Annotated in this window: 20 protein-coding genes and 1 other annotated feature; of the genes, 16 read left to right on the top strand and 4 right to left on the bottom strand. The window is 42.3% G+C overall.

All coding sequences use genetic code 11. The features are described 5' to 3' along the window. Positions 1-25: 25 nt before the first annotated feature. A complete protein-coding gene (locus tag PBF_RS13705) occupies positions 26-385 on the bottom strand; it encodes a hypothetical protein (RefSeq protein ID WP_235192256.1) in 360 nt (119 codons plus the stop codon). A 135-nt stretch (positions 386-520) separates the two neighbouring features. On the opposite strand from PBF_RS13705, the gene PBF_RS13700 reads away from it, so the two are divergent. The 6 genes from PBF_RS13700 to PBF_RS13675 all read left to right on the top strand — a co-directional run bounded on the left by PBF_RS13700 (position 521) and on the right by PBF_RS13675 (position 7,932). Next, complete coding sequence (locus tag PBF_RS13700; protein WP_035330388.1) at positions 521-1,882, top strand: sigma-54 interaction domain-containing protein; 1,362 nt, start codon at positions 521-523, stop codon at positions 1,880-1,882. Positions 1,883-2,207: 325 nt separating this feature from the next. Next, the gene (locus PBF_RS13695; RefSeq protein WP_035330386.1) at positions 2,208-3,527 is read left to right on the top strand and encodes a GntP family permease; all 1,320 of its coding nucleotides are present in this window, start codon (positions 2,208-2,210) and stop codon (positions 3,525-3,527) included. A gap of 57 nt (positions 3,528-3,584) precedes the next feature. Then, the gene (locus PBF_RS13690) at positions 3,585-4,361 is read left to right on the top strand and encodes a 3-hydroxybutyrate dehydrogenase (protein ID WP_035330452.1); all 777 of its coding nucleotides are present in this window, start codon (positions 3,585-3,587) and stop codon (positions 4,359-4,361) included. A gap of 115 nt (positions 4,362-4,476) precedes the next feature. Then, positions 4,477-4,701: a binding site (T-box leader), on the top strand. Between the two features lie 51 nt (positions 4,702-4,752). After that, positions 4,753-7,170: a leucine--tRNA ligase gene (gene leuS, locus PBF_RS13685; RefSeq protein WP_035330385.1), complete on the top strand. Its 2,418-nt coding sequence runs from the start codon at positions 4,753-4,755 to the stop codon at positions 7,168-7,170. A 169-nt stretch (positions 7,171-7,339) separates the two neighbouring features. After that, positions 7,340-7,645, top strand: coding sequence for a rhodanese-like domain-containing protein (locus PBF_RS13680; protein WP_035330451.1), 306 nt, complete (start codon positions 7,340-7,342; stop codon positions 7,643-7,645). A 104-nt stretch (positions 7,646-7,749) separates the two neighbouring features. After that, a complete protein-coding gene (locus PBF_RS13675) occupies positions 7,750-7,932 on the top strand; it encodes a sporulation protein Cse60 (RefSeq protein WP_035330384.1) in 183 nt (60 codons plus the stop codon). Between the two features lie 29 nt (positions 7,933-7,961). On the opposite strand, the gene PBF_RS13670 is transcribed toward PBF_RS13675, so the two are convergent. Continuing rightward, positions 7,962-9,230, bottom strand: a complete 1,269-nt coding sequence (locus tag PBF_RS13670; protein WP_035330383.1) for an NAD(P)/FAD-dependent oxidoreductase — start codon at positions 9,228-9,230, stop codon at positions 7,962-7,964. Positions 9,231-9,858: 628 nt separating this feature from the next. On the opposite strand from PBF_RS13670, the gene PBF_RS13660 reads away from it, so the two are divergent. Further along, positions 9,859-11,475 (top strand): putative polysaccharide biosynthesis protein, encoded by a 1,617-nt coding sequence (locus PBF_RS13660; RefSeq protein WP_035330381.1) that lies wholly within the window; start codon positions 9,859-9,861, stop codon positions 11,473-11,475. A gap of 347 nt (positions 11,476-11,822) precedes the next feature. Beyond that, entirely contained in the window at positions 11,823-12,542 is a 720-nt protein-coding gene (locus PBF_RS13655; RefSeq protein ID WP_035330380.1) for a pseudouridine synthase, read from the top strand. A 63-nt stretch (positions 12,543-12,605) separates the two neighbouring features. Here PBF_RS13655 and PBF_RS13650 read toward each other — a convergent pair whose 3' ends face one another. Then, the gene (locus PBF_RS13650; RefSeq protein WP_026041817.1) at positions 12,606-12,827 is read right to left on the bottom strand and encodes a DeoR family transcriptional regulator; all 222 of its coding nucleotides are present in this window, start codon (positions 12,825-12,827) and stop codon (positions 12,606-12,608) included. A gap of 457 nt (positions 12,828-13,284) precedes the next feature. Here PBF_RS13650 and PBF_RS13645 point away from each other — a divergent pair, with 457 nt between their 5' ends. The 5 genes from PBF_RS13645 to dat all read left to right on the top strand — a co-directional run bounded on the left by PBF_RS13645 (position 13,285) and on the right by dat (position 19,020). Further along, positions 13,285-14,559 (top strand): M48 family metallopeptidase, encoded by a 1,275-nt coding sequence (locus PBF_RS13645; RefSeq protein ID WP_035330378.1) that lies wholly within the window; start codon positions 13,285-13,287, stop codon positions 14,557-14,559. Between the two features lie 106 nt (positions 14,560-14,665). Then, the gene (locus PBF_RS13640) at positions 14,666-15,382 is read left to right on the top strand and encodes an ABC transporter ATP-binding protein (RefSeq protein WP_035330377.1); all 717 of its coding nucleotides are present in this window, start codon (positions 14,666-14,668) and stop codon (positions 15,380-15,382) included. Continuing rightward, positions 15,372-16,550 carry an ABC transporter permease gene (locus PBF_RS13635; RefSeq protein WP_081757279.1) on the top strand — a complete coding sequence of 393 codons (1,179 nt, stop codon included), beginning with the start codon at positions 15,372-15,374 and terminating at the stop codon, positions 16,548-16,550. Before PBF_RS13640 ends, PBF_RS13635 begins: the two co-directional genes overlap by 11 nt. 97 nt (positions 16,551-16,647) lie before the next feature. Continuing rightward, positions 16,648-18,066 (top strand): dipeptidase PepV, encoded by a 1,419-nt coding sequence (pepV, locus tag PBF_RS13630; protein ID WP_035330376.1) that lies wholly within the window; start codon positions 16,648-16,650, stop codon positions 18,064-18,066. 84 nt (positions 18,067-18,150) lie between these two features. Next, positions 18,151-19,020, top strand: coding sequence for a D-amino-acid transaminase (dat, locus tag PBF_RS13625; RefSeq protein WP_035330375.1), 870 nt, complete (start codon positions 18,151-18,153; stop codon positions 19,018-19,020). A gap of 48 nt (positions 19,021-19,068) precedes the next feature. Here the strand turns inward: dat and cysK are convergent, their stop codons facing one another. Beyond that, positions 19,069-20,001, bottom strand: coding sequence for a cysteine synthase A (gene cysK / locus PBF_RS13620; RefSeq protein WP_035330374.1), 933 nt, complete (start codon positions 19,999-20,001; stop codon positions 19,069-19,071). Positions 20,002-20,264: 263 nt separating this feature from the next. Between cysK and thpR the strand changes: the two genes are divergently transcribed. The 3 genes from thpR to PBF_RS13605 all read left to right on the top strand — a co-directional run bounded on the left by thpR (position 20,265) and on the right by PBF_RS13605 (position 22,916). Further along, complete coding sequence (gene thpR / locus PBF_RS13615) at positions 20,265-20,843, top strand: RNA 2',3'-cyclic phosphodiesterase (RefSeq protein ID WP_051488874.1); 579 nt, start codon at positions 20,265-20,267, stop codon at positions 20,841-20,843. Positions 20,844-20,980: 137 nt separating this feature from the next. Next, a complete protein-coding gene (locus tag PBF_RS13610) occupies positions 20,981-21,958 on the top strand; it encodes a nuclease-related domain-containing protein (protein ID WP_035330373.1) in 978 nt (325 codons plus the stop codon). Next, the gene (locus tag PBF_RS13605) at positions 21,948-22,916 is read left to right on the top strand and encodes a diacylglycerol/lipid kinase family protein (protein ID WP_035330372.1); all 969 of its coding nucleotides are present in this window, start codon (positions 21,948-21,950) and stop codon (positions 22,914-22,916) included. Before PBF_RS13610 ends, PBF_RS13605 begins: the two co-directional genes overlap by 11 nt. Positions 22,917-22,949 lie beyond the last annotated feature (33 nt).

Below are 22,949 nucleotides of genomic sequence, written 5' to 3'. Positions count from 1 at the left end.
GGTTTTATTGTTTCATGTAATTAATTTAACCTGCGCCTTCAAGAGAGTTCTCTTTTTGGTTAGCGCAAAATACAACCTCATTGAAGAAGCTTTTCAGAATCAGCCATCTTGCCGGATAAGAATTGATAAAGTCTTCAAGAACCTCTTCAGAATAAAGAAGCAGGATATCCAGATCTGCCTTCTTTTGCTTCAAATCATACAATAGGGCATGCGGAATGGTGTAATAGTCATTCAGCTGCCATTGGTTTAGCTTCACTGTAAAAATATTATGCTTCTCAATATAGAATTCCAGTGCCTGTTTTTGCAGCTGAATACATTCCTCTTTGGATTTGTTTAAGGATTGCCAGTGAGGATTGATCAGATATATGCCTTTCAGCTGAAACACCTCCCATGTCTGCGCCGATTACTAATGGTATGGACAGTAAAAGGAATTAGAATACCTATTGAAATGAATTTGTTGTCAGAAAAATATGATAAAATTGTTTATAATATTAGAATGTCCAAAATGAGGGGATCAAAAATGAAAAGTGCATTATTTGATTTGCCTGTTCAAATGGTTGAAACCATTGTAGAAAACGCCTTTGGATGGCTTGTGGTTGTAAATAAAGAAGGAACGATCATTTACATTAATAAAAATTATTGTGATTTTCTTGAGGTGGAGAGGGAACAGGTTCTGGGGAAGCATGTTTCCGGGGTTATTGAAAATTCACGAATGCATATAGTGGCAGAATCGGGAAAGGAAGAAATTGCGGACCTGCAATTTATAAGAGGCAACTATATGATAGCAAACCGCATTCCCATTTTTTTTGATGGCGAAGTAATTGGCGCATTCGGGACAGTTTTTTTTAGAGATACAAAGGAATGGATGCAGATGAACAGCCATGTAAAAAGCATGCTCACAAAAATCCAGAGCTATATCCAGGGAATTGATCCAAGTGTAAAATACAGCCTCGATGATATATTGGGAGGCTCAAGCCAGATTCACAGCCTGAAAGAAAAAGTGAAAATGGTGGCAGCCAGTGATATTTCCGTTTTAATCCGCGGGGAAAGCGGGACAGGTAAAGAACTGTTTGCCCACAGCATTCATCAGCTCAGCAACAGGAGCCACCAGCCTTTTGTAAAAATTAACTGCGGAGCCATTCCTGAACATCTTCTGGAGTCTGAACTGTTTGGCTATGAAGAGGGAGCTTTTACTGGGGCGAAAAAGGGCGGTAAAAAAGGAAAATTTCAGCTCGCAGATGGAGGGACCTTGTTTTTGGATGAAATCGGGGATATGCCCCTTAATATGCAGGTGAAGCTATTGCGTGCCCTGCAGGAAGGCGAGATTGAAAGCGTTGGTTCAACTTCTCCGGTTAAAGTGGATGTCCGGATTATTGCTGCAACTAACAGACCGCTCGAAAAAATGATGGAGGAAAAGCGTTTTAGGGAGGATTTATTTTATCGGATTAATGTGGTACCGTTCATGGTTCCTTCTTTGCGCGACAGGATGGAGGACTTACCGCTTCTGATTGACAGCTTTATCAAGAAGATAACGAAAAAATCGGGAAAGAGAATAAGTGCAATTGAAGAGGAAGTCATAGAGAAGTTTCATCAGTACAGCTGGCCGGGAAATATCAGGGAGCTTGAAAATGTAATCGAGGCATCCATTCACTTAACAAGCAATGAAACTATCACTACAGAATCATTGCCGGATTATATGAAAGAAACTGCTGTATATCCGGTTGGAAAAAAGAATCTGAAGGATATTCTGGAAGAAACAGAGAAACGGATTCTGTCACAAAGCTTGAGTAAATATAATAATGACCGAATAGCAGCTGCAAATGCTCTTGGCATCAGTAAATCATCCATGTACGAAAAGTTAAAGAAATATGGAATTGTATAGGTTTAAACAGTCCAGAATTCCGGAATTCATTCCAGAATTCTGGACTGTTTTGATTCTAGGAATCTTTAATGCTGATAATCCTCAGTTAGACGGAATTGTCAGAAAACTATCCTATTAAATTAGAGGACGGGCTCCCTGCCCGTTCCAGAATTCCGGAAAAATAGTTCGTTAAGTGTTCACCGAGCCTTTCCCTAAAAGCAGTTAGTGTTGGCACACTTCTTGCATTAAAATTTCACAGCAAGTTATTTTTCTATTTTTTGTAAACGTTTACAAAAAGGGGGTGACAAGTTTATTTTCTTACATTTAAAACAAAGGGGGAAATGAAATGCTAAGTATGATTGGGTTAATAGGCGGGCTTGCCCTGCTGATATACCTGACGATGCGGGGAATGAACCTGCTGGTGGTCGGTCCATTATCTGCACTGTTTGTAGCTCTTTTTAGCGGTATGCCGTTATTTCCGCAGCTGGCAGGTGAAGGAGAGGCCAACTTGGTCGGGAACTATATGTCCGGCTTTTCGGGATTTGTCACATCATGGTATCTGATGTTCCTATTGGGGGCTATCTTTGGAAAGGTAATGGAGGATAGCGGTGCGGCTGACAGTGTATCCAAAATGGTCGTGGATAAGCTTGGAATGAAATATGCCGTTCTTGCCATAGTCGCATCCTGTGCCATATTAACTTATGGAGGAGTCAGTTTATTCGTTGTTGCCTTCTCTGTATATCCAATGGCGTTGAGTTTATTTAAGCAGGCAAATCTGCCGAGAAGATTTATCCCTGCAGCACTGGCTTTTGGATCTGTAACATTTACAATGACTTCTGCAGGTTCACCTGAAATTCAAAACTGGATTCCGATTGAATTCCTAGGAACAACTCCCTATGCGGGCTGGGAAGTCAGCTTAATTGTGGCTGTGTTCATGATGATCTTCGGCTACTGGTGGCTGAAGCGAATGATTACCAAGGCTGTAAACAAAGGAGAAACGTTTGAATCCCGCAAGCAGGATCCTGTAACAGAAAATAAGGATTTACCTCATCCAATTATGGGTGTTGTACCATTAGTTGTGGTTTTAATTATTTCCTTCGTTTTTCATGATTCACTTGCACAATCTGCACTTATTCTTGCTTTGCTGGGTGGAGTCATTGCCACATATCTATTGAACCGAAAGTATTTCACTAATTTCTGGAATGCTGTGTCTGATGGAACATTAGGTGCATTGATTGCTATAGGCAATACAGCTGCTGTCGTTGGGTTTGGCGGCGTAGCAAAAGCAGTGCCTGCATTTGCCACAGCAGTTGATTGGATGACGAGCATTCCTGGCAGTCCGCTGATAGGCGGTGCCATAGCCGTAAGTGTGATCGCCGGGATGACTGGGTCAGCTTCAGGAGGCCAGGCAATCGCACTGCCAATTCTGGCCCCGCATTATATGGACATGGGCGTTAATGCAGAAGCCCTGCACAGGACGGTTGCTATTTCTTCCGGAGCTCTTGACTCTTTGCCGCATAATGGCTATGTTGTTACCACTGTCCGGGCTATCTGCGGTGAAACCCACCAGGCAGCATATGGAGCAGTGGCTGCTGTTACGGTAATTGTCCCGCTGATTGGTTTAGCCCTTGCGATTGTTTTATTCTCATTTGGATTAGGAATCTAATTTCGGCAGGGGCTCTTAAAATTGGGCCCCGGCTTTGTTTTTGAAAGGAGCTTATTTATGGTACAAAATAAAGTCGTTTTTATCACTGGTGCAGCGCAGGGAATTGGCTATGAGATTGGTAAGAGGTTTGCTGAACATGGCTCGAGAATTGTTCTGACGGATATTCAGGAAGCTGCCGTGAAGAAAGCTGCAGAAAACCTGCAGAATGAAGGTTTTGAAGCGCTTGGGCTAAAATGTGATGTGACATCAGAGTCTGATATACAGTTGGCCATCAATGAAACTGTCAGCCGATTCGGTACTTTGGATGTGCTGATAAACAATGCAGGGCTGCAGCATGTTTCCTATATTGAAGATTTTCCAACTGAGAAGTTTGAATTTATGATCAAAATAATGCTGACTGCTCCATTCGTGGCTATAAAGCACGCGATGCCAATCATGAAAAAACAAAAATCAGGCCGTATACTCAACATGGCTTCCATTAATGGGCTTGTGGGGTTTGCTGGCAAGGCAGCATATAATAGTGCAAAGCATGGTGTTATAGGGTTGACTAAAGTCGCGGCATTGGAGGCTGCTGATCATGGCATTACGGTTAATGCCATCTGCCCGGGCTATGTAGACACACCACTTGTAAGAAATCAGCTGAATGACCTTGCTAAAACAAGAAATGTACCCATTGAAAAAGCACTTGAGGAAGTTATTTATCCGTTAGTGCCGCAAAAAAGGCTTCTGACGGTGGAAGAGATTGCAGATTATGCGATTTTTTTGGCTGGCGATGCAGCTAAAGGAATTACGGGCCAGGCGGCAGTTATTGATGGAGGATATACTGTTCAGTAGTTACAGGCACATTTTCGAAAAGTATTGCATATTCTATGTATTAAACTCCTGTCAGGATAAGCCTACTTGCATCCTGGCGGGAAATTTATTACAATAGTCATATTCTTTCTTATACTAAAATGCTTAGATAAGGAGCAGTAGTGGTGCAGCAGCCCGTTTTAAGAGAGTTGACGGCAGGTGCAAGTCAGCCGGGCACATCATGAACTCGCCTTTGAGCAGCAAGTGTGAAATACCAGTAATGCTTGCCGTTTTCCGCGTTAAGGATGAATGAAGCGAGTGACATGTTCACTAATGTGGGTGGTACCGCGGGAGATTTATACATAATCCTCTCGTCCCTTTTTTGGGATGAGAGGTTTTTTTATTTTATTTTCATTAATAGGAGGAAACAAAAATGAGTTTCAATCATAAAGAGATTGAAAAAAAGTGGCAAGGCCACTGGGAAGAAAATAAAACATTCAAAACAACTGAAGATAAAGGCAAGCGCAAGTTTTATGCGCTTGATATGTTCCCTTATCCTTCAGGAGCTGGTCTTCACGTTGGCCACCCGGAAGGATACACGGCAACAGATATCCTTTCCCGCATGAAGCGCATGCAGGGCTATAATGTCCTTCATCCGATGGGCTGGGATGCATTTGGTTTGCCTGCAGAGCAATATGCACTTGATACAGGGAATGACCCGGCAGAATTCACAGAACAGAATATCAACACCTTCCGCCGCCAGATTAAGGCGTTAGGCTTCTCCTATGACTGGGATCGTGAAGTAAACACAACAGACCCTGAATATTATAAATGGACTCAATGGATCTTCTTAAAGCTTTATGAAAAAGGGCTTGCTTATATCGATGAAGTAGCTGTTAACTGGTGCCCTGCACTTGGAACAGTACTTGCAAATGAAGAGGTTATCGACGGAAAAAGCGAGCGCGGAGGCCATCCGGTAGAACGCCGCCCAATGAGACAGTGGATGCTGAAAATTACGGCTTATGCGGATCGCCTGCTTGAAGATCTTGATTTATTGGATTGGCCAGAGAGCCTTAAGGATATGCAGCGCAACTGGATCGGCCGATCTGAAGGAGCAGAAGTGACATTCAATATTGACGGACATGATGGCACATTCACCGTATTCACAACACGTCCTGACACATTATATGGTGCAACATATGCTGTACTTGCTCCAGAGCACGCGCTTGTTGATAAGATCACAACAGAGGGGCAGCAAGAAGCAGTTCAGGCTTACATTGACAAAGTAAAGAGCAAGAGCGATCTTGAGCGGACAGATCTTGCTAAAGAAAAAACGGGTGTCTTCACTGGTGCGTACGCGGTCAACCCGGCCAACGGCGAAAAAATGCCAATCTGGATTGCAGATTATGTTTTAGTCAGCTATGGAACAGGTGCCATCATGGCGGTTCCGGCACATGACGAGCGCGACTATGAATTCGCCAAGCAATTTGCTCTGCCTATTAAAGAAGTCGTTGCAGGCGGAGATGTTGATAAAGAAGCATACACTGGCGATGGTGAGCATGTGAATTCAGGTTTCCTTGATGGCTTAAACAAAGAGGACGCTATTGAGAAAATGATTGCCTGGCTTGAAGAAAAAGGTATTGGCACTAAGAAGGTTACTTACCGTCTTCGTGACTGGCTATTCAGCCGCCAGCGCTATTGGGGCGAGCCGATTCCAGTCATCCATTGGGAAGATGGCACAATGACTGCCGTGCCGGAAGAACAGCTTCCATTAGTGCTTCCGAAAACAACAGAGATAAAGCCATCCGGCACAGGAGAGTCACCATTAGCCAACATCGATGATTGGGTTAATGTTGTGGATCCTGAAACAGGCAAGAAGGGCCGCAGGGAAACGAACACAATGCCGCAATGGGCAGGCAGCTGCTGGTACTATCTTCGCTATATTGATCCGAAAAATAGTGAAGCTCTTGCAGATCCAGAGAAATTAAAAGAATGGCTTCCGGTTGATATTTATATCGGAGGAGCAGAACATGCGGTTCTTCACCTTCTATATGCCCGATTCTGGCACAAGGTCCTTTACGATGTGGGAGTTGTCCATACGAAGGAACCGTTCCAAAAGCTATTTAACCAGGGTATGATTCTTGGGGAAAACAATGAGAAAATGAGTAAATCAAAAGGTAATGTCGTTAATCCGGATGAAATCGTAGAGAGCCATGGTGCTGATACTCTTCGTCTATACGAAATGTTCATGGGGCCGCTTGAAGCTTCCATCGCCTGGTCTACAAATGGATTGGATGGCTCAAGAAGATTCCTTGACCGCATCTGGCGTTTGTTTGTGGAAGAGACTGGTGAATTAAGCCCGAGAATTCAGGACATTGAAGAAGGCAGCAGTCTTGAAAAGGTTTACCACCAAACGGTGAAAAAAGTAACTGAGGACTACGAGGGACTTCGTTTTAACACAGCTATTTCTCAAATGATGGTATTCATCAACGAAGCTTATAAAGCAGATGTGCTGCCAAAAACTTTTGCAGAAGGCTTTGTTAAAATGCTTTCCCCAATCGCTCCTCATATTTCAGAAGAGCTTTGGTCAAAATTTGGCCATGGTGATTCCATTGCTTACGAAGCCTGGCCGGCATTTGATGAAGCTAAAATGGTGGATGACGAGGTCGAAATCGTTATCCAAATCAACGGCAAAGTAAAAGCGAAACTTATGGTTCCGGCGGATGCAAAAAAAGACTTACTGGAGCAAATCGCAATGGGCGATGACAAAGTAAAAGAGCAAATTGACGGAAAAACTGTCCGTAAAGTCATTGCAGTACCGGGCAAGCTTGTAAATATCGTTGCAAACTAAGTTATATTGAGATGAAACCACCTTTGTTTGATCAAGGGTGGTTTTTTTGGTATTTGTGTTAAAGAAACTTCTCATTTTTTTTTTTCGTGCCATATAGGGTATTATAGGAGTGGCAGCATTAGTAAATGCAAAGTGCTATTTAAAAAGTTTTCCGGAAAGGGTGTTAGGATTGGACCGTATTGAAGAGATTACCACAGATGAATTGCAAAAAAAGCTGGAGGCGGGAGAGAAGCTGGAGCTTGTAGATGTTAGAGAAGATGAAGAGGTGGCATCCGGAATGATTCCTGGAGCCAGACATATCCGCATGGGCACGATCCCTGAGAATCTTGATAAATTTGATAAAGACACTGAGTACATCATTATCTGCCGCTCTGGCAATCGCAGCGGAAATGTTTGTCATTACATGCAGGAACAAGGATATAAGGTGCGCAATATGGCTGGCGGCATGATGAACTGGCAGGGGAAAACGGAATAATATCCAAACGGGGCCAATTAGGCTTCGTTTTTTTTTAGCTTCTCAATTTTAAAAATTCGGAAAAATGACTAAACTAATAAAAAAGCACTGGGAGGAGAATTCCTGTGATTAAGGTAAAGTTATTCGATCACGAGCATGAAAAAGACCTGGAAAAGGATATGAATCATTTTCTGGAGAAGATTGAGGAGAAAAAACTGCTGGATATAAAATATAATGTGGCCGCAGTCCAGGAGGATGAAGATGAACAGATTTATTGTTTCTCTGCCATGGTTATATATAAAGCCTGATGTCTCTAGTGCATCAGGCTCTATCTTTATTACACGGTATGTGCAGATGCAGCTGCGTTTAATCCGGCTAACCGGCCTGTTACAAGTGCAGAAGTGATATTGTATCCGCCAGTGTAGCCATGGATGTCCAGGATTTCTCCGCAGAAGAAAAGGCCTTCCATCATTTTTGAAGCCATTGTCTGCGGTTCAATTTCTTTAACGGAAACACCTCCGCCTGTAACAAAGGCTTTATCGAGAGGCAAAGTGCCGTTTACTTTAAACTGGAAAGATTTGCAGCCTTTAACAAAGCTTCTGATTTTTTCATTGGAAATAGCAGCCCCTTGTGCAGATGGATCAATTCCGTTCTGCTCAAGAAGAAACAGAAGATATCTTTCCGGAAGCAGCCCTTTTAAAAGGTTTTTAATGATTTTCTTCGGTTCTTCTTTAATCTTTTTGGACACTTCCTGAAAAAGTGGTTCTTCCTTTGTATCCGGGAGTGCATCCAGGTTCATGATTACTTCTTTCAAGTTCCACTTCTTCATCGCTTTCACAGCATACTGGCTGCAGCGCAAAACCGCCGGACCGCTAATGCCGAAATGTGTGAAAATCATATCCATCCGATGGGTTATGAGTGCTTTTCCTTTAGGATTCAACACACTGAGTGCCACGCTTCGCAGCGACAATCCCTGCAGTGCTTTTTCTTTAATAAAGTTCTCTGAAGATGTCAGCGGTACCTCGGTTGGAAAAAGCTCTGTAATCGTATGGCCTGCTTTTTCCGCCCATGCATAGCCGTCACCGGTAGAGCCGGTGTGGGGAACTGACTTTCCTCCGACGGCAATTACAACAGAGTCTGCTTCATAAACATAGCCTGTTTTTAATTCCACCGATTTTACCCTGCCGTTTTCATAGTGAACATCCTGGATCGGGCTGTCTGTTTTGATATCGACCTTCAGTTCCTTCAGCCTGGAAATTAGGGCATCAACAACAGATTGAGCCTTGTCGGTAACAGGAAACATCCGCCCGTGATCTTCTTCTTTCAGCTCAATTCCCAAATTCTCAAAGAATCGGATAATATCTTCATTGCTGAAAATGGAAAATGCACTATACAAAAATCTCCCATTGCCGGGAATATGCTTAATGATCTCATCTACTGGAAGCCTATTTGTGACATTGCACCGGCCTCCGCCGGAAATGGCAAGCTTCCTTCCAAGCTTGTTTCCTTTGTCAATCAGCAGGACCTTTGCCTTCTTTTCCGCAGCACCGATTGCTGCCATCAATCCCGAAGGGCCTCCGCCTATCACTATTACATCATATTTCATGGTTTCACCAACTTATCTTAATATGCTAAATAAATAATAGCTCCATTATAAATCAAATATCCTATTTCTAAAAATAATGCCACATTATTCGGTATTGCAAGTGGAATTTCCCCGGCAAGAAGAGTACACTACAAATAGTGTGTCTAAAAAGATAGAAAATTGACGAACTTAGCCTGTGCATTCATATACTTTTATAGTTTGCATGCTGCAGTTTTAATAAGAAAGAACGCTTTGAAAGTCGATAACTGTCTAACTCCAGCGCTAACCCCTCGAGGTCACAAGCTTTTCCAGTTGCGGCTCCTAGGGACTCGGGGTCATAAGCCGTTTCCTTTCAGAAGGAAAAACACCTTCTTACAGGAACCGCATTATGCCTGAGGCCCGCAGGACAAGGAAGGCTTCGTAAGCATAATCATCGCACGACCAAAAGCGACAGCTTTTGGGAGGATGCAGGTCATGCAGACGTTGCCACAGGACGTGGCGCTCTTAGTCTGCGTTCCCTGAAAGGGCAGTCGCCTCCACATTTCGGGCAATCCTCCCAAAAAGGCAAAGAACGCCTTTCCGTGAGGATCGTCTTGTGCTTGTCGGGGGTGGTCAAGGCGCTTCCGCATTTCAAAAAGGAAGGGATTATATGTCATCTAAGCTTTTAAAGGGAACCTTCATCCTTACACTTGGCACCATTATCTCGAAGGTTCTTGGTTTGTTTTATGTTATTCCTTTTTATCAAATAGTCGGGAAGGAAGGGACAGCCCTTTATTCCTTTTCGTATACACCTTATACAATCTTTATTAGTATCGCAACTGCAGGGGTTCCGCTGGCAGTTTCAAAGTTTATCTCAAAATATAATGCAATAGAGGAGTATGCTGTCGGCAGAAAGCTGTTCAAGTCAGGTTTGGTGATCATGACGGCAAGCGGAGTCATTTCATTCCTGATCCTGTTTTTCCTTGCTCCGGCGGTTGCAGAAATGACCCTGGCAGGGGAAGATGTAGAGGTAAGTGTTGAAGATGTAACAACTGTAATCAGAGCGGTATCATTTGCCCTGATTATTATTCCCTTCATGAGTCTAATAAGAGGATTTTTCCAGGGGCATCAGTCCATGGGGCCAACTGCGGTTTCACAGGTGGTGGAGCAGATTGTCCGCATCCTGTTCGTTCTTGCGGGTGCATATGTCGTTTTAAATGTAATGAAAGGCTCTATCACTGCGGCAATCAGTGTCGCGACTTTTGCTGCCTTTATCGGCGGACTCGGAAGTCTCGGGGTGTTATTCTGGTATTGGTATAAACGCAAACCGCATTTGGATAAAATGCTTGAAGAAGATAAAGGAACCGTGGACATCTCCCTCAGGGAAATTTATAAAGAAATCATTCTTTATGCCGCACCTTTTGTGTTTGTAGGTCTCGCTAATCCACTCTTTCAATTTATCGATCAGGTTACATTTAAAAGGGCTATGGATGCCATTGGTGAAGCAGGCAATGCTGTAGCTGCTTTTTCTGTCCTGAACTTCGAGACCCATAAGCTGGTCATCATTCCTGTCTCACTTGCCACAGCCTTCTCGCTGACGCTTGTGCCGAGTGTGACGAAAGCATTTATGGAAGAAGATCGGGCAGACTTAAACCGCCAGCTTAATCAGACGTTTCAGGTGCTTTTATTTTTGACTCTTCCTGCTGTGGCAGGCTTGTCCCTGCTTGCAGAGCCCGTTTTTACCCTATTCTATGAGCATAAAGATTTGGGTACTGAAGTGTTAAGAACTTATGCACCAGTGGCGATTTTGTTCGCTTATTTTTCGGTAACAGCAGCCATTCTGCAGGGAATCAATGAACAGCGTTTCACAATCTTGAGTTTGCTGACAGGCCTGCTTGTAAAACTGTCATTGAATATTCCGCTCATAAAACTGTTCGAAACACAGGGAGCCGTATTTGCAACCGCACTAGGCTATATTGCGGCGATCTTGATTAACCTTTATGTAATAAAAACATATGCAAAATATCCATTCAAGCTTGTCTTAAGACGCGGTATGCTGATTGTATTATTTACTGCATGCATGTACATTGCTGCAGGCCTGGTTTATCAAATTGCCACCAGCTTCTTATCGCCTGCATCAAGTGTCGGGGCAGTAATTATTGTCATCATCTGCGCGGCAGCAGGTGCGGCTGTCTATTTCTACCTAAGCTTCAGAACAAAATTAATCTATCTCCTGTTCGGATCAAGGGTCGATAGAATGCTGAAGAAATTAAGACTGAAAGCATAAAAAATAAAAGGTCTCCATGATGGGGGCCTTTTTGAAAGGATGTTTAGGATTTGGTTTTAATTATCTATATACAAAGCACTGAGTTGATTGGAGCGGAGGGTACTTGATCCTCGAAAATGCTGGCGCATTTCCTTCGTGCGATGTTCAGTCGAGGAAGTTTATTCAATGTCCTGCGGGAGTAGCGGGACAGGTGAGACCCCTCAAGACGCACAGCGTCGAGGAGGCTCACCGCCTGCCCGCGGAAAGCAAGTGACCGCAGCGGAAATCAACGGTCAGATTATTTAAGGTATTTTAATAACAGACTTAAAACTAAATTGGGGTAAATTTGATTAATATGGAGGGTCATTATGAGAATAGACAAAATGCTCGCCAATCTCGGCTACGGCAGCCGCAAGGATGTTAAAAAGCTATTAAAAGATGGTGCAGTAACCGTTAATGATGAGAAAGTAAAGGATCCAAAACACCATGTGGATCCTGAACAGGATGCCGTTGTCATAAACGGTGAAAAAGTTGAATACAAGGAATTCATTTATTTAATGATGAACAAACCGCCTGGCGTCATTTCCGCAACCGAGGACTCACAATCTGAAACCGTGGTGGACCTGCTCGAAATGGAAGACCTTGTGTTTTCTCCTTTTCCGGTAGGACGACTCGATAAGGATACAGAAGGGCTATTGCTGCTGACGAATGATGGCCAGCTGTCCCACCGCCTGCTTTCTCCAAAAAAGCATGTTCCCAAAACCTATTTTGCAGTCATAGACAGTGAAGTTACAGCAGAGGATATAGCTGCATTTCAAAAAGGGGTTATATTGGATGATGGCTATGAAACCAAGCCTGGGAAATTAAAAATTCTTAAATCCGGCATCACCTCTGATATAGAATTAACAATAACAGAAGGAAAGTTCCATCAAGTAAAAAGGATGTTTGAAGCTGTTGGAAAAAGAGTAATATATTTAAAGAGACTTTCCATGGGCCCGCTCGAGCTGGATGAGACATTGGAATTGGGAGAATATCGGGAATTGACGGAAGAAGAGCTTGATAAGCTGATGAATTATGAAGTGGGATAAGACGGAAAAATCGCCCTGACAGCAGGGCGATTTTATATTTATTAGCTGGTTTTGCTTCAAGTATTAAGATGACATCTTTACTTTCTTTTGAGTAATAGTCCATTTGCCTCTGCTCGGACTCTTAACCAGGTCATTGTATGCGAGGACATTTAAATCTCTTTGAATGGTGCGAGGAGTGATGCCAAATTCCTCTACAAGCTCCTGAGTTGTTACAGTTCCGCGCTTACTTATAAACATGTAGACGGATTTTACACGGTTTAACATCCGGTTAGTCGAAGGTTTCAAAAAACCACTCCCTATCCTTTTTTCAAACCCAATGGCAATTTTCTGCAACCGACAGCTACATTGAAGGTTAACCTTCAATCGTATGTAGTTTTCTTTTCCCCAGACAACCCCTTTATACTCTGGTATTTAGTCAAGATGTCATACCTCTGACTATATTGTAACTCTATTATCTGATTATTTCTACTTTAAGGCTAAAAATTTACAAAATATTTATAATGATGCTTCTGTTTTTAGTTTTTACGTTCCCCTCCTTTTTAATGTATGTTCAATTTCCTAAATTACCGCGATTAAACTTCGATGGGTAAGGCACTATTACTATACCTTATGGCAGAAGGGGCTTGTAATATGTACAGAAAATTCTAAAATATGTTCAGAATTTCCCTATATCCTAAAATTTGTTTTTTGATTATAATCAATTGGTATATTTATAAGATTGAGATTGAAAGGAAGAAAGGTTATGGAAGCTCACTCGCTGAGAGATCGACTGGTATACCCGAAGGAAAATATTTATTTTGCATTTGTTGCCTTATTTAGTATTGTGTCTTATATTTTTCTCGTATTTTCTATTATTGGGATTGTCATTATTTTGACCTTGATTCTTGTATCTCTCCTGTTCCATGGCATTATGGTGGGAGGCATCAGAAGAAACGGAGTAAGAATAAGTGAGAAACAGTTTCCGGAGATATATGAAAAAGCAGTACTGACTGCGAAGGAAATGGGTTTACAGAACCTTCCGGATATTTATGTCATTGAGTCTGAAGGGGTCTTAAATGCCTTTGCCACCAGATTTTTCAGAAGGAATATGGTTGTCTTATATTCTGGTATTTTTGAGCTGGTTGAACGGGGAGCTGAAAAGGAAGTGCTGTTCGTCCTGGCCCATGAGTTCGCTCATTTAAAAAGAAAACATGTTATCATAAGTCTGCTCCTGCTTCCTGCTATGTGGGTTCCATTCCTGGGGAATGCGTACCTGAGAGCATGCGAGTATACTTGTGATCGTTATGCGGCCTATTATATAAAATCTTTTGAAGCATCCAGGGATGCCTTAACCATGCTTGCCATTGGAAAAGATCTTTATCGTAAGGTCGATAAGCAGGCATATACGGAGCAGCTTCAAACAGAAACTGGATTTTTTGTCTGGATGAATGAAAAATTATCCACGCATCCGCACTTGCCAAAAAGAATATATGCTCTATCGAAGTTTTTTGCCAATGAAACTACGGTTGAATTAAAAGAACCGAAGGGGAGAGTTTGGATAGGAGCAGCAATGTCAGTCCTTTCTTTGACGATCCTATCCGCAGGACTCTGGTTTGGTTTTAAAACACTTGAAAAAATGGATTTATGGACTGAAACGGTTATGGGCATTGAAGGTGCTACTTCACTGATGAGCGCAGCGAGTGAAAATGATACTGACATGATTCATTCATTATTGAATGATGGTGCAGATATTGAGGAAACAGATGCAGACGGCACTACTGCATTACATTGGGCTGTTTCTTATGGACAGTATGACAGTGCTGCTCTTCTGCTCGAAAATGGGGCCAACCCTAATGTGATCGATAACTATCAAACCTCTCCTTTAATGAGTGCGGTGTTCAATGAGGATATTGATATGGCTATGCTTCTTCTGGAGTTTGATGCTGATCCCGCAGTGAAAGATGCCGAGGGTTATACAGCCTATGATTACGCAAAGGACTTTGAAAATATAGAATTAATGGAAATCCTGCAGCCATAATAAAAACTGCCTCTTCGAAGGGGCAGTTTTATTATGGCTTTAAAAATTCAAAATTAGAGCAAACTTTTTCCAATGATATCCGTATGTATAGTCAGGGGGGGAGAAAATGAAGTTATTAAACGTTGAAATTGAATCAGCTGGCTATGAAAATGAAAAACCGATCATACATAATATTCAATTTGATTTGCAGGAAGGGGAATTGATCGGCCTTATAGGGCCAAATGGCGCTGGGAAAAGCACAACCATTAAAACAATTCTGGGATTGCTGGAACATAAAAAGGGAGCAGTGGAATTTAAGCAGGGAGTTAAATATTCATATATTCCGGAACGGCCTATTTTTTATGATGAGCTGACACTGTGGGAACACCTTGATTTTACAGCAGCAGTGGAGGGATTGCCGGAATTACATTATAAGAAGAGAGCAGCGGAGCTCTTAAAAGAGTATAATCTGTCTGAACATGCTCACAAGTTTCCCGGGACCTATTCAAAAGGAATGCAGCAAAAGGCTATGCTCATTCTTGCGATGATTGCCGATCCGGATGTCTATATCATTGATGAACCGTTTATTGGGCTGGATCCTAATGCAATGAAACTGTTTCTGGAATCAATTGATCGAGAAAGGCAAAGAGGCGCAGGTATTCTCATGTCCACGCATGTTTTGGATACCGCAGAGAAAGTATGCAGCCGCTTTTTAATTGTGCATGAGGGGCAGTTGAAGGCTTCAGGCACATTAGCTGATATCAGGCGGCAATGCGGTCTTTTGGATGGTTCGCTTTATGATTGCTTTCATAGGATCGCAGAGGGGTCAGGCCATGAACAGTAGATCGCTCTTTGCAGAAAGGTTAATTCATAGCTGGAAGTATCAGGCTGGAATATTCCGGTCTATTGCAGATTGGACCATCATGGTCTATCTCATTGTTCCAGGGACTGTCATCTTTGGAATGGTCTATCGCTCCTGGTGGCTGGAAACTCCGGAATGGATTGCTGGCCTGCCATTGTTTTTCCTTTTCTTTCTGTTCTATATTTTTTCATGGATGGGAAATTTCCGTCCATTTGTATTAGAGGCTGATAAGGTATTTCTGGTAAAAAATAAGACCCTCTTTATGGGAATGAGGAAATGGGGATTTGTTTACTCACTATTCTTTCAGGCAATCGGTACAGCAGCAATGATTGCTATTTTTCTTCCTTTTTTAAAGAATAGATACTTTTTGGAATGGAGCCAAATCGCTGCCTTGCTGTTCTTTTTCATCTCACTGAAATGGTCTATTATGACAGTTTCTTATTTTTTGAAAAGGATTGCAGGGAAGTTAAAAAGATATGTGATCACCTTTGTGCTGTTTGTACTAATAAGCTGGTTCAGCCAGCTTGTATATTCACTTTGGTCTATCGGTGCAGACTTTCCGGTTATAATCTCATCAGCAGTGCTGCTTTCCGGCGCATTAATAAGAGCTTCCCAGCTGCTGAAAAAAATCTCGGCCTTAGAATTTGAGGTTATGCTTGAACAAGAAGAAAAAACAAAGTATATAAAATGGATCTTTATGATGGCTCCGGATCTGGAAAAGCCTGTTGTTTCAATGCGGACAAAACCGCTATTATTCAGAAACTCCAGACGGATTTTTAATGCGAGAACACCCATAACGGGACTGGCGGAATTATTTATAAAGATATTCATGCGAAATCCCTCGTATATTTTCAGCTACTTTCAAATCATTTCCGTGAGTGCTGCCGGCATTCTTCTTATACCGCCTTTATGGATAAAAGTGATTGTATCAGGCGTCTTTCTTTTCCTGATGTATTCCTGGCTCTCCCTTACTTGGGATAAAGCCATTATGTCTCATCCCTTTACTAAGAAATACAGTGAAAAGGATTATTACTTTACTGCCAGAAATAGGACCGTCTTAGCCCTATTCCTCCTCGCCATTTTCCTCTTAGGACTGTTTTTAAGCGCCTCTGCGTTCATCTTGGCAAGGTTCAGCTTTCCTGGTGCATAATAAAGGTATATCTTATTAAACTGTTCCATAAGCAAACCCCAGACAAAATGGGTTATAATGGGGAAATCATGAATGTTCAAGTTAAGGAGGCAACTGTATGAACGTATTGGATTGGCAAAAAGAGGTCAATAAAAGAAAAGATGATTTAATTAAGGATACTCAAAAGCTTTTGAGAATTAGAAGTCTGCTTGACGAAGAGAATGCCACAGACGATGCGCCCCTTGGTGAAGGTGTAAAGGAAGCGCTCGATTTCATGCTTGAACTTGGAGAAAAGGATGGATTCACTGCAAAAAATGTCGGCAGCCTGGCTGGTCATCTGGAATTCGGCGAAGGTGAAGAAATTGTAGGAGTACTTTGTCACGTTGACGTGGTTCCGGAAGGGGATGGATGGACAAGCGATCCGTTTGGTGCAGAAATCCGCGATGGAAAGATTTTTGCCAGAGGGGCGATCGACGACAAAGGCCCGACGATGGCTGCTTATTATGCCATGAAAATTGTAAAGGAATTAGAGCTGCCTTTAAGCAAACGGGTTCGAATGATTATCGGAACAGATGAAGAAAGTGACTGGCGCTGTGTAGAGCATTATTTTAAACACGAAGAAATGCCAGCAATGGGATTTGCACCTGATGCAGATTTCCCAATCATCTATGCAGAAAAAGGCATCTCTGATTTTGATCTTGTCCAAACCGGCCATACCAAAGAAGCAGACAGAGAAGTATTGGCAGAGGTGGTGCATTTCCAGGCAGGAAGAAGATATAATATGGTTCCTGATTTTGCGAAAGCCAGTCTTGAGGTTCACCTTGAACACACTGAAGTGGTGCAAAGGTATATAAATTTCCTGAAAAGTACAGAGCTAGAAGGCAAGTATTACATAGATAATGGCGAACTGATTCTGGAACTTCAAGGGATTTCGGCTCATGGAATGGAACCTGATAATGGGAAAAATGCTGGTATATTGATGGCTTCATTCCTGGCATCCCTTCAGCTGGATGAGAACGCATGCCAATATTTTCAGTTTGTATCAAAATACTTATGTGATGATTCCAGAGGAAGAAAGCTTGGCATCGCCTGCACCGATGAGATTACAGGTGACTTAACCATCAATGTAGGCAAACTTTCATATACGAAAGAAAATGGCGGCCGTTTAGGCTTTAATGTACGCTATCCTGTTACAAATGATATGGAAGAAACGAAAAATAAGCTGGAGTCTCTGATTGAAAACGAACATTTCAGATTGGAGAATTTCTCAGATGCCAAACCACATCATGTAAAAGAAGATGATGTTCTGATTCAAACACTGAAAAAAGTATATGAACAGCAGACTGGCGAAAAGGCAGAGCTTTTATCCATTGGCGGGGGGACATATGCACGCTCATTAAAGTCAGGAGTTGCCTTTGGTCCGCTATTTCCAGGCAGGGAAGACGTCGCACATCAAAAAGATGAATATATGTTTATTGAGGATTTGCTGAAAGCTGCAGCCATTTATGCACAGGCGATTTATGAACTTGCGAAATAACTTTGAAACCTGATATGATGGCTGAAAGATTTTACTTACAGCTGACAGATAGACAAACAAATCATAAACAGGGAGTGTCGGGAAATGGAATATGTCATTTTGAATGGTGACTTGATCGAACGCTCAGAAGCGAAAGTCGATATTGAGGACCGGGGCTATCAATTTGGTGATGGCGTCTATGAAGTGATCCGTGTCTATAACGGAAAAATGTTTACGGCAGATGAGCATCTTGAAAGGCTGCTTGACAGCGGCAAGAAAATAGAGCTGAACATTCCTTATTCCAAGGATCAGCTTAAACAGATGCTTACAGAGATGATTGAGAGGAATAATCTTGAACTGGGGATTGTATATATGCAATTTTCCAGGGGGACGTCTCCTAGAAATCATGCTTATCCTGGCGCAGATGTTGCACCGGTGCTTACCGCCTATACCCGTGAAACCACAAGGCCGGTTGAATCAATGAGAAATGGTGTTAAAGCTATTCTGATTGAAGACATTCGCTGGCTGCGATGTGATATAAAGAGCCTGAATTTGCTGGGCAACATCATGGCCAAGCAAAAAGCAGCACAATCCGGCAGCTTTGAAGCCATTCAGCACCGCGGGGATACGGTAACTGAGGGAAGTTCTTCCAATATAGCGATTGTAAAGGATGGAACACTTTATACGCATCCTGCAACAAACCTGATCCTAAATGGCATTACCCGCCGCAAGATAAAAGAGATCTGCAGGGAAAATGGTATAGCACTTAAAGAATCTGCTTTTACAAAGGAAGATTTACTGGCCGCAGATGAAGTCTTTATGTCCAGTACATCAGCTGAAATTACTCCGATTACAGAGATTGAAGGAAAGCCGGTTGGTAATGGAAGTCCCGGTCTCATCACAAATAAATTACAGAACCTTTTTGAAGAGGCTATTGAAAAACAGTGCGGCAGTTTAACGGTTAAAATTAGGTAATTCTAAAGCGAAGACCTCAGGAACAATTCCTGGGGTCTTTTAACTTACTTATTCAAACTGAAAAAGATCACTTGAAAGATATCTTTCTCCAGTATCGCAAACGATGAATACGACAACATCGTCCGGAGTTAGCCTTTTTGCAACCTGGATGGCTGCATAGCAGGCAGCTCCTGAGGATGGACCTACTAATATCCCTTCTTCTCTTGCCATTCTGCGTGTCGTATCATATGCTTCTTCATCTTTGATTTGATGGATTTCATCATAAACATCCGTATTGAGAATTTCCGGAACAAATCCTGGACTTGTGCCGACAAGTTTGTGCCTGCCAGGCTTTCCGCCCGATAGGACGGGCGAGCCTTTTGGCTCCACTACATGCACTTCCACCCCGGGATAATGCTCTTTCAAAACTTCACCTGTGCCGGTAATTGTACCCCCTGTACCTGCAGTGGCAACGAAGGCAGACAGTGGTTTGCCGATTTCCTTCATAGCCTCAATAATTTCGACGGCAGTTGAATGGCGGTGTGCGTCTGGGTTAGCTTTATTCTCAAATTGCATCGGCACAAAACTGTTTGGAATTTCCTCAGCCAGTTCATTAGCCTTTTTAATAGCGCCGGGCATTTTGTCATCACCAGGGGTCAGGACAACTTCTGCTCCATATGCTTTCAAAAGGTTGATGCGCTCTGCCGTCATAGTATCAGGCATAACCAGAATGGCTTTATAGCCGCGAGCCGCCGCATTCATTGCAAGCCCGATGCCGGTGTTCCCGCTGGTTGGTTCAATAATGGTTGATCCTGGTTTTAATTTGCCTGCTTTCTCAGCTTCGGCAATCATATTATATGCCGCGCGGTCTTTTACACTGCGGCTCGGATTGTAGAATTCAAGCTTTGCATAAATGCTTGCGCCATTTTCAGGTGCCAGCTTATTTAATTTCACAATCGGAGTATCTCCAATTAAGTCCGCAAGATTGTTGACAACTTTCATCTGACTCTCCCTTTCGAATATGACTTCATTTAATAACAAGGAAGTTTAATATATAGAACTATTATCTTTGTTATTTTATGTCCATCTGTTTAATTTCATCCTGATAAAGGAAATCTATATCTATCCTTATCATACTAAAACAGACTATTCCAATCAAATCAAAAGGAATTGGAGAGAATACAAAAATAAGAGGACAAACAGAAAGTATCTGCCAATTTTAACAGATGTTTGTTAAAATTAGTGGAAATATGGAGGTATATCAAGTGTCCAAAACAATGAATGCTCATTTTTTCTTTGCGGTGAAATTGCCGGATGAAACAAAGAAAAAGTTGAAGGAATATATGGAAAGTGTAAGTCTCAAACTTCCCTTTAGCCGTTGGGTCCATCATGAGGATTATCATATAACTTTAGCATTCCTTGGATCGGCCTCAGAAGAAAAACTGCAGAAAGCAGCCAGGCTTATCGCTGATTCCATCAGAAACGAACCAAGTTTTACGCTGCACATCTGCAAACTTGGCGTATTCGGAAAACAAGACGCGCCAAGAATTTTCTGGTGTGGAACACAGCAGGCCAAACATCTTCATGACTTAAGATCGAAAGTATATTCAGCCTGTCAGGAAGCGGGCTTTGAGCTGGAGACAAGACCATTTAAGCCTCATATCACCTTGGCAAGAAAATGGGCAGGCACTGGTCCATTTCAGCAAAGTCTGCTCGATGTTAATAGTCCTTTTAATAACGGACACCTCGAGTTTGAGGTTTCAGAAGTTGTCCTATATCAGACCCATCTGGATAAATCGCCGAAATATGAAAGCATTGCCATCTTTCCGCTTTTGGCGGAATAAAATAAAAATGCTTATGATGAAAAATAGCTAATGGGAGACAGCCTTTGAGAGAGTCATAAAAAATACCACGGGCAAAGTTAAAGGCAATAAATGAATAATTAGAGATAGAAAGTTTTTACGAAAGCAGGGCTAGGAGAATGGGACAGTTAATTAAATTGCAGGATTATGTATCACGCTACCAGCAGGACATTTTTGTATATCCTTCCCGTTTTGTCAGGCTGAAAAAACAGCAGTGGGATAAATGGCATAAAGCATGGGAAACAAATGAATCCTTTACCCCTCAATCCGCGCAGCATTATACAGCCGGTTCAGCGGACTGGTCTGTTGAAGAAAAAGAACCGCTGATGGAAAAGCTAAAGGGGTTATTAAAACGGGGCAGGAATGAAGAATTTGAGGAATATAATGCTGCCGTACATGAAGTGAAAAAGGAGGAGGATGTGCTTGAATTTGAAGCCTCCTTTGCTGTACGGCCAGAAACAATTGAGAATCTAAAACACCAGTTTCTGGACCAGCTTTACAGGTTCCAGATGAAATGGGCAACTTCCACGCTAACGGAAAAATCATTTCCCGATAAGCATTACTATTATGATGAAAAGCTAAAGTATCTTCTGCAAAGATATCCGGATACGTATCTTGTCATGTATAATCCGATCTTTTTATTGAAAAGGGCTCCGGTTGAAACAGAAATTATTGTCTTAGGCCCAACAGAGGTATGGTGCATCAGCTTTTTGGAGCAAGAAGATTCAGCGGTATTCACAGGTTCAAAGGATAGATTCTGGACAAAAAAGGGAAAAGGGGAAGAGAAAAAGGTCCTGAATCCGCTGCTTGCATTAAATAGAACAGAAAAAATCATCCGAAAAATATTTGAAATTCATTCTATTGAATTGCCGGTTAAAAAAGCTGTACTTACCCGAAATGGCTATATTGATTATCCGGCAGCCCCGATAGATGTACAGCTAGTGGAGAAAAGGACCTATGAGCAATGGTTTCACGCAATAAGAAGTCTGCGTTCTCCCCTCAAGCATGCTCAATTAAAAGGAGCACAGGCACTGCTTCAATATTGCCAGACTTCCTCAGTCAAAAGACTGGAGTGGGAGAATCGGAATGAATCATGATAAGTTCCACTGTGATAAAGCATTTATGTTCATTATTAACCCGCAGGCGAAAAATGGCTATTGCCTGAAAGTCTGGGGAAAAGTTGAGCAGATGCTGAAAGAGGAAAATATCTCTTACTCTGCAGTCAGGACAGAATATCGCGGCCATGCCGGGGAATTGGCAAAAATTTATGCAGAACAGGCAGGCGGGCAAAGATTGTATCTTGTTGCTGTGGGCGGAGATGGAACGGTTCATGAGGTGATGAATGGCGCTGCTGGGTATCAGAATGTGACTGTGGGGTTTATTCCAGGAGGATCCGGGAATGACTTCTCGAGGGGCTTTAATATCCCTAAAGACCCGGAGGAAGCTTTAACCGCAATACTTAAGGGAATCAGTCATTCTGTGAAGGCTGATATCGGAAGGATTAGACACACAGATGGGAAAAAAACATATTTTATTAATAATATGGGTGCAGGATTTGATGCGCTGATTTCCCGGAAAGTAAACAGTTCAAAGATCAAGGGTATCTTGAATCAGCTTTCCCTGGGCAAATTTGTATACGCTCTCTTTCTTGTAAAAGAGCTGTTTTTCTATAAATGCTCTGATATTGAAATCATTATTGACGGAAAAAAACATCAAATAAGGTCAGCCTGGTTTATCACTATTTCCAATCAGCCATTCTATGGAGGCGGTATGAAGATTTCTCCGGATGCAGACCCTTTTGATGGAATTCTAAATGTTACGGTAGTCCACAATATATCCAGAATTAAACTTTTGTTTGTATTTGCCTCTGTCTTCAAGGGGAGACATATAGGTTTTAAAGAAGTCGCAGTTCTTCAGGGGAAAAATATCAGCTTTCGCTCTTCACACCCCATCCCTGCCCACGCAGATGGCGAGGTTCTGAACAGCACACCGGTTTCAGCATCTGTTTGTCCGGAAGCCATACCAATAATTAGTGGTTATGTTAAAGAAGGGTAATGATTTTTAGGAGAGAGCTGCTCTTAAATTACC

Origin of the sequence: Cytobacillus firmus DS1 (assembly GCF_000565285.1) — a bacterium.
GTDB classification, from domain to species: domain Bacteria; phylum Bacillota; class Bacilli; order Bacillales; family Cytobacillaceae; genus Cytobacillus; species Cytobacillus firmus_A.
The sequence above is the reverse complement of the archived record's forward strand: the minus strand, read 5'-3'. Positions and strand labels throughout refer to the sequence as shown.

What these genes read in the sequence shown, in the direction of transcription:
- PBF_RS13695 (WP_035330386.1), top strand. Translation starts at nt 2,208, where the DNA reads ATGCTAAGTATGATTGGGTTAATAGGCGGGCTTGCCCTGCTGATATAC.
- PBF_RS13690 (WP_035330452.1), top strand. Translation starts at nt 3,585, where the DNA reads ATGGTACAAAATAAAGTCGTTTTTATCACTGGTGCAGCGCAGGGAATT.
- PBF_RS13700 (WP_035330388.1), top strand. Translation starts at nt 521, where the DNA reads ATGAAAAGTGCATTATTTGATTTGCCTGTTCAAATGGTTGAAACCATT.
- PBF_RS13660 (WP_035330381.1), top strand. Translation starts at nt 9,859, where the DNA reads ATGTCATCTAAGCTTTTAAAGGGAACCTTCATCCTTACACTTGGCACC.
- PBF_RS13635 (WP_081757279.1), top strand. Translation starts at nt 15,372, where the DNA reads ATGAACAGTAGATCGCTCTTTGCAGAAAGGTTAATTCATAGCTGGAAG.
- cysK (WP_035330374.1), bottom strand. Translation starts at nt 20,001, where the DNA reads ATGAAAGTTGTCAACAATCTTGCGGACTTAATTGGAGATACTCCGATT.
- PBF_RS13610 (WP_035330373.1), top strand. Translation starts at nt 20,981, where the DNA reads ATGGGACAGTTAATTAAATTGCAGGATTATGTATCACGCTACCAGCAG.
- pepV (WP_035330376.1), top strand. Translation starts at nt 16,648, where the DNA reads ATGAACGTATTGGATTGGCAAAAAGAGGTCAATAAAAGAAAAGATGAT.
- leuS (WP_035330385.1), top strand. Translation starts at nt 4,753, where the DNA reads ATGAGTTTCAATCATAAAGAGATTGAAAAAAAGTGGCAAGGCCACTGG.
- PBF_RS13640 (WP_035330377.1), top strand. Translation starts at nt 14,666, where the DNA reads ATGAAGTTATTAAACGTTGAAATTGAATCAGCTGGCTATGAAAATGAA.
- PBF_RS13605 (WP_035330372.1), top strand. Translation starts at nt 21,948, where the DNA reads ATGAATCATGATAAGTTCCACTGTGATAAAGCATTTATGTTCATTATT.
- PBF_RS13670 (WP_035330383.1), bottom strand. Translation starts at nt 9,230, where the DNA reads ATGAAATATGATGTAATAGTGATAGGCGGAGGCCCTTCGGGATTGATG.
- dat (WP_035330375.1), top strand. Translation starts at nt 18,151, where the DNA reads ATGGAATATGTCATTTTGAATGGTGACTTGATCGAACGCTCAGAAGCG.
- PBF_RS13655 (WP_035330380.1), top strand. Translation starts at nt 11,823, where the DNA reads ATGAGAATAGACAAAATGCTCGCCAATCTCGGCTACGGCAGCCGCAAG.
- PBF_RS13645 (WP_035330378.1), top strand. Translation starts at nt 13,285, where the DNA reads ATGGAAGCTCACTCGCTGAGAGATCGACTGGTATACCCGAAGGAAAAT.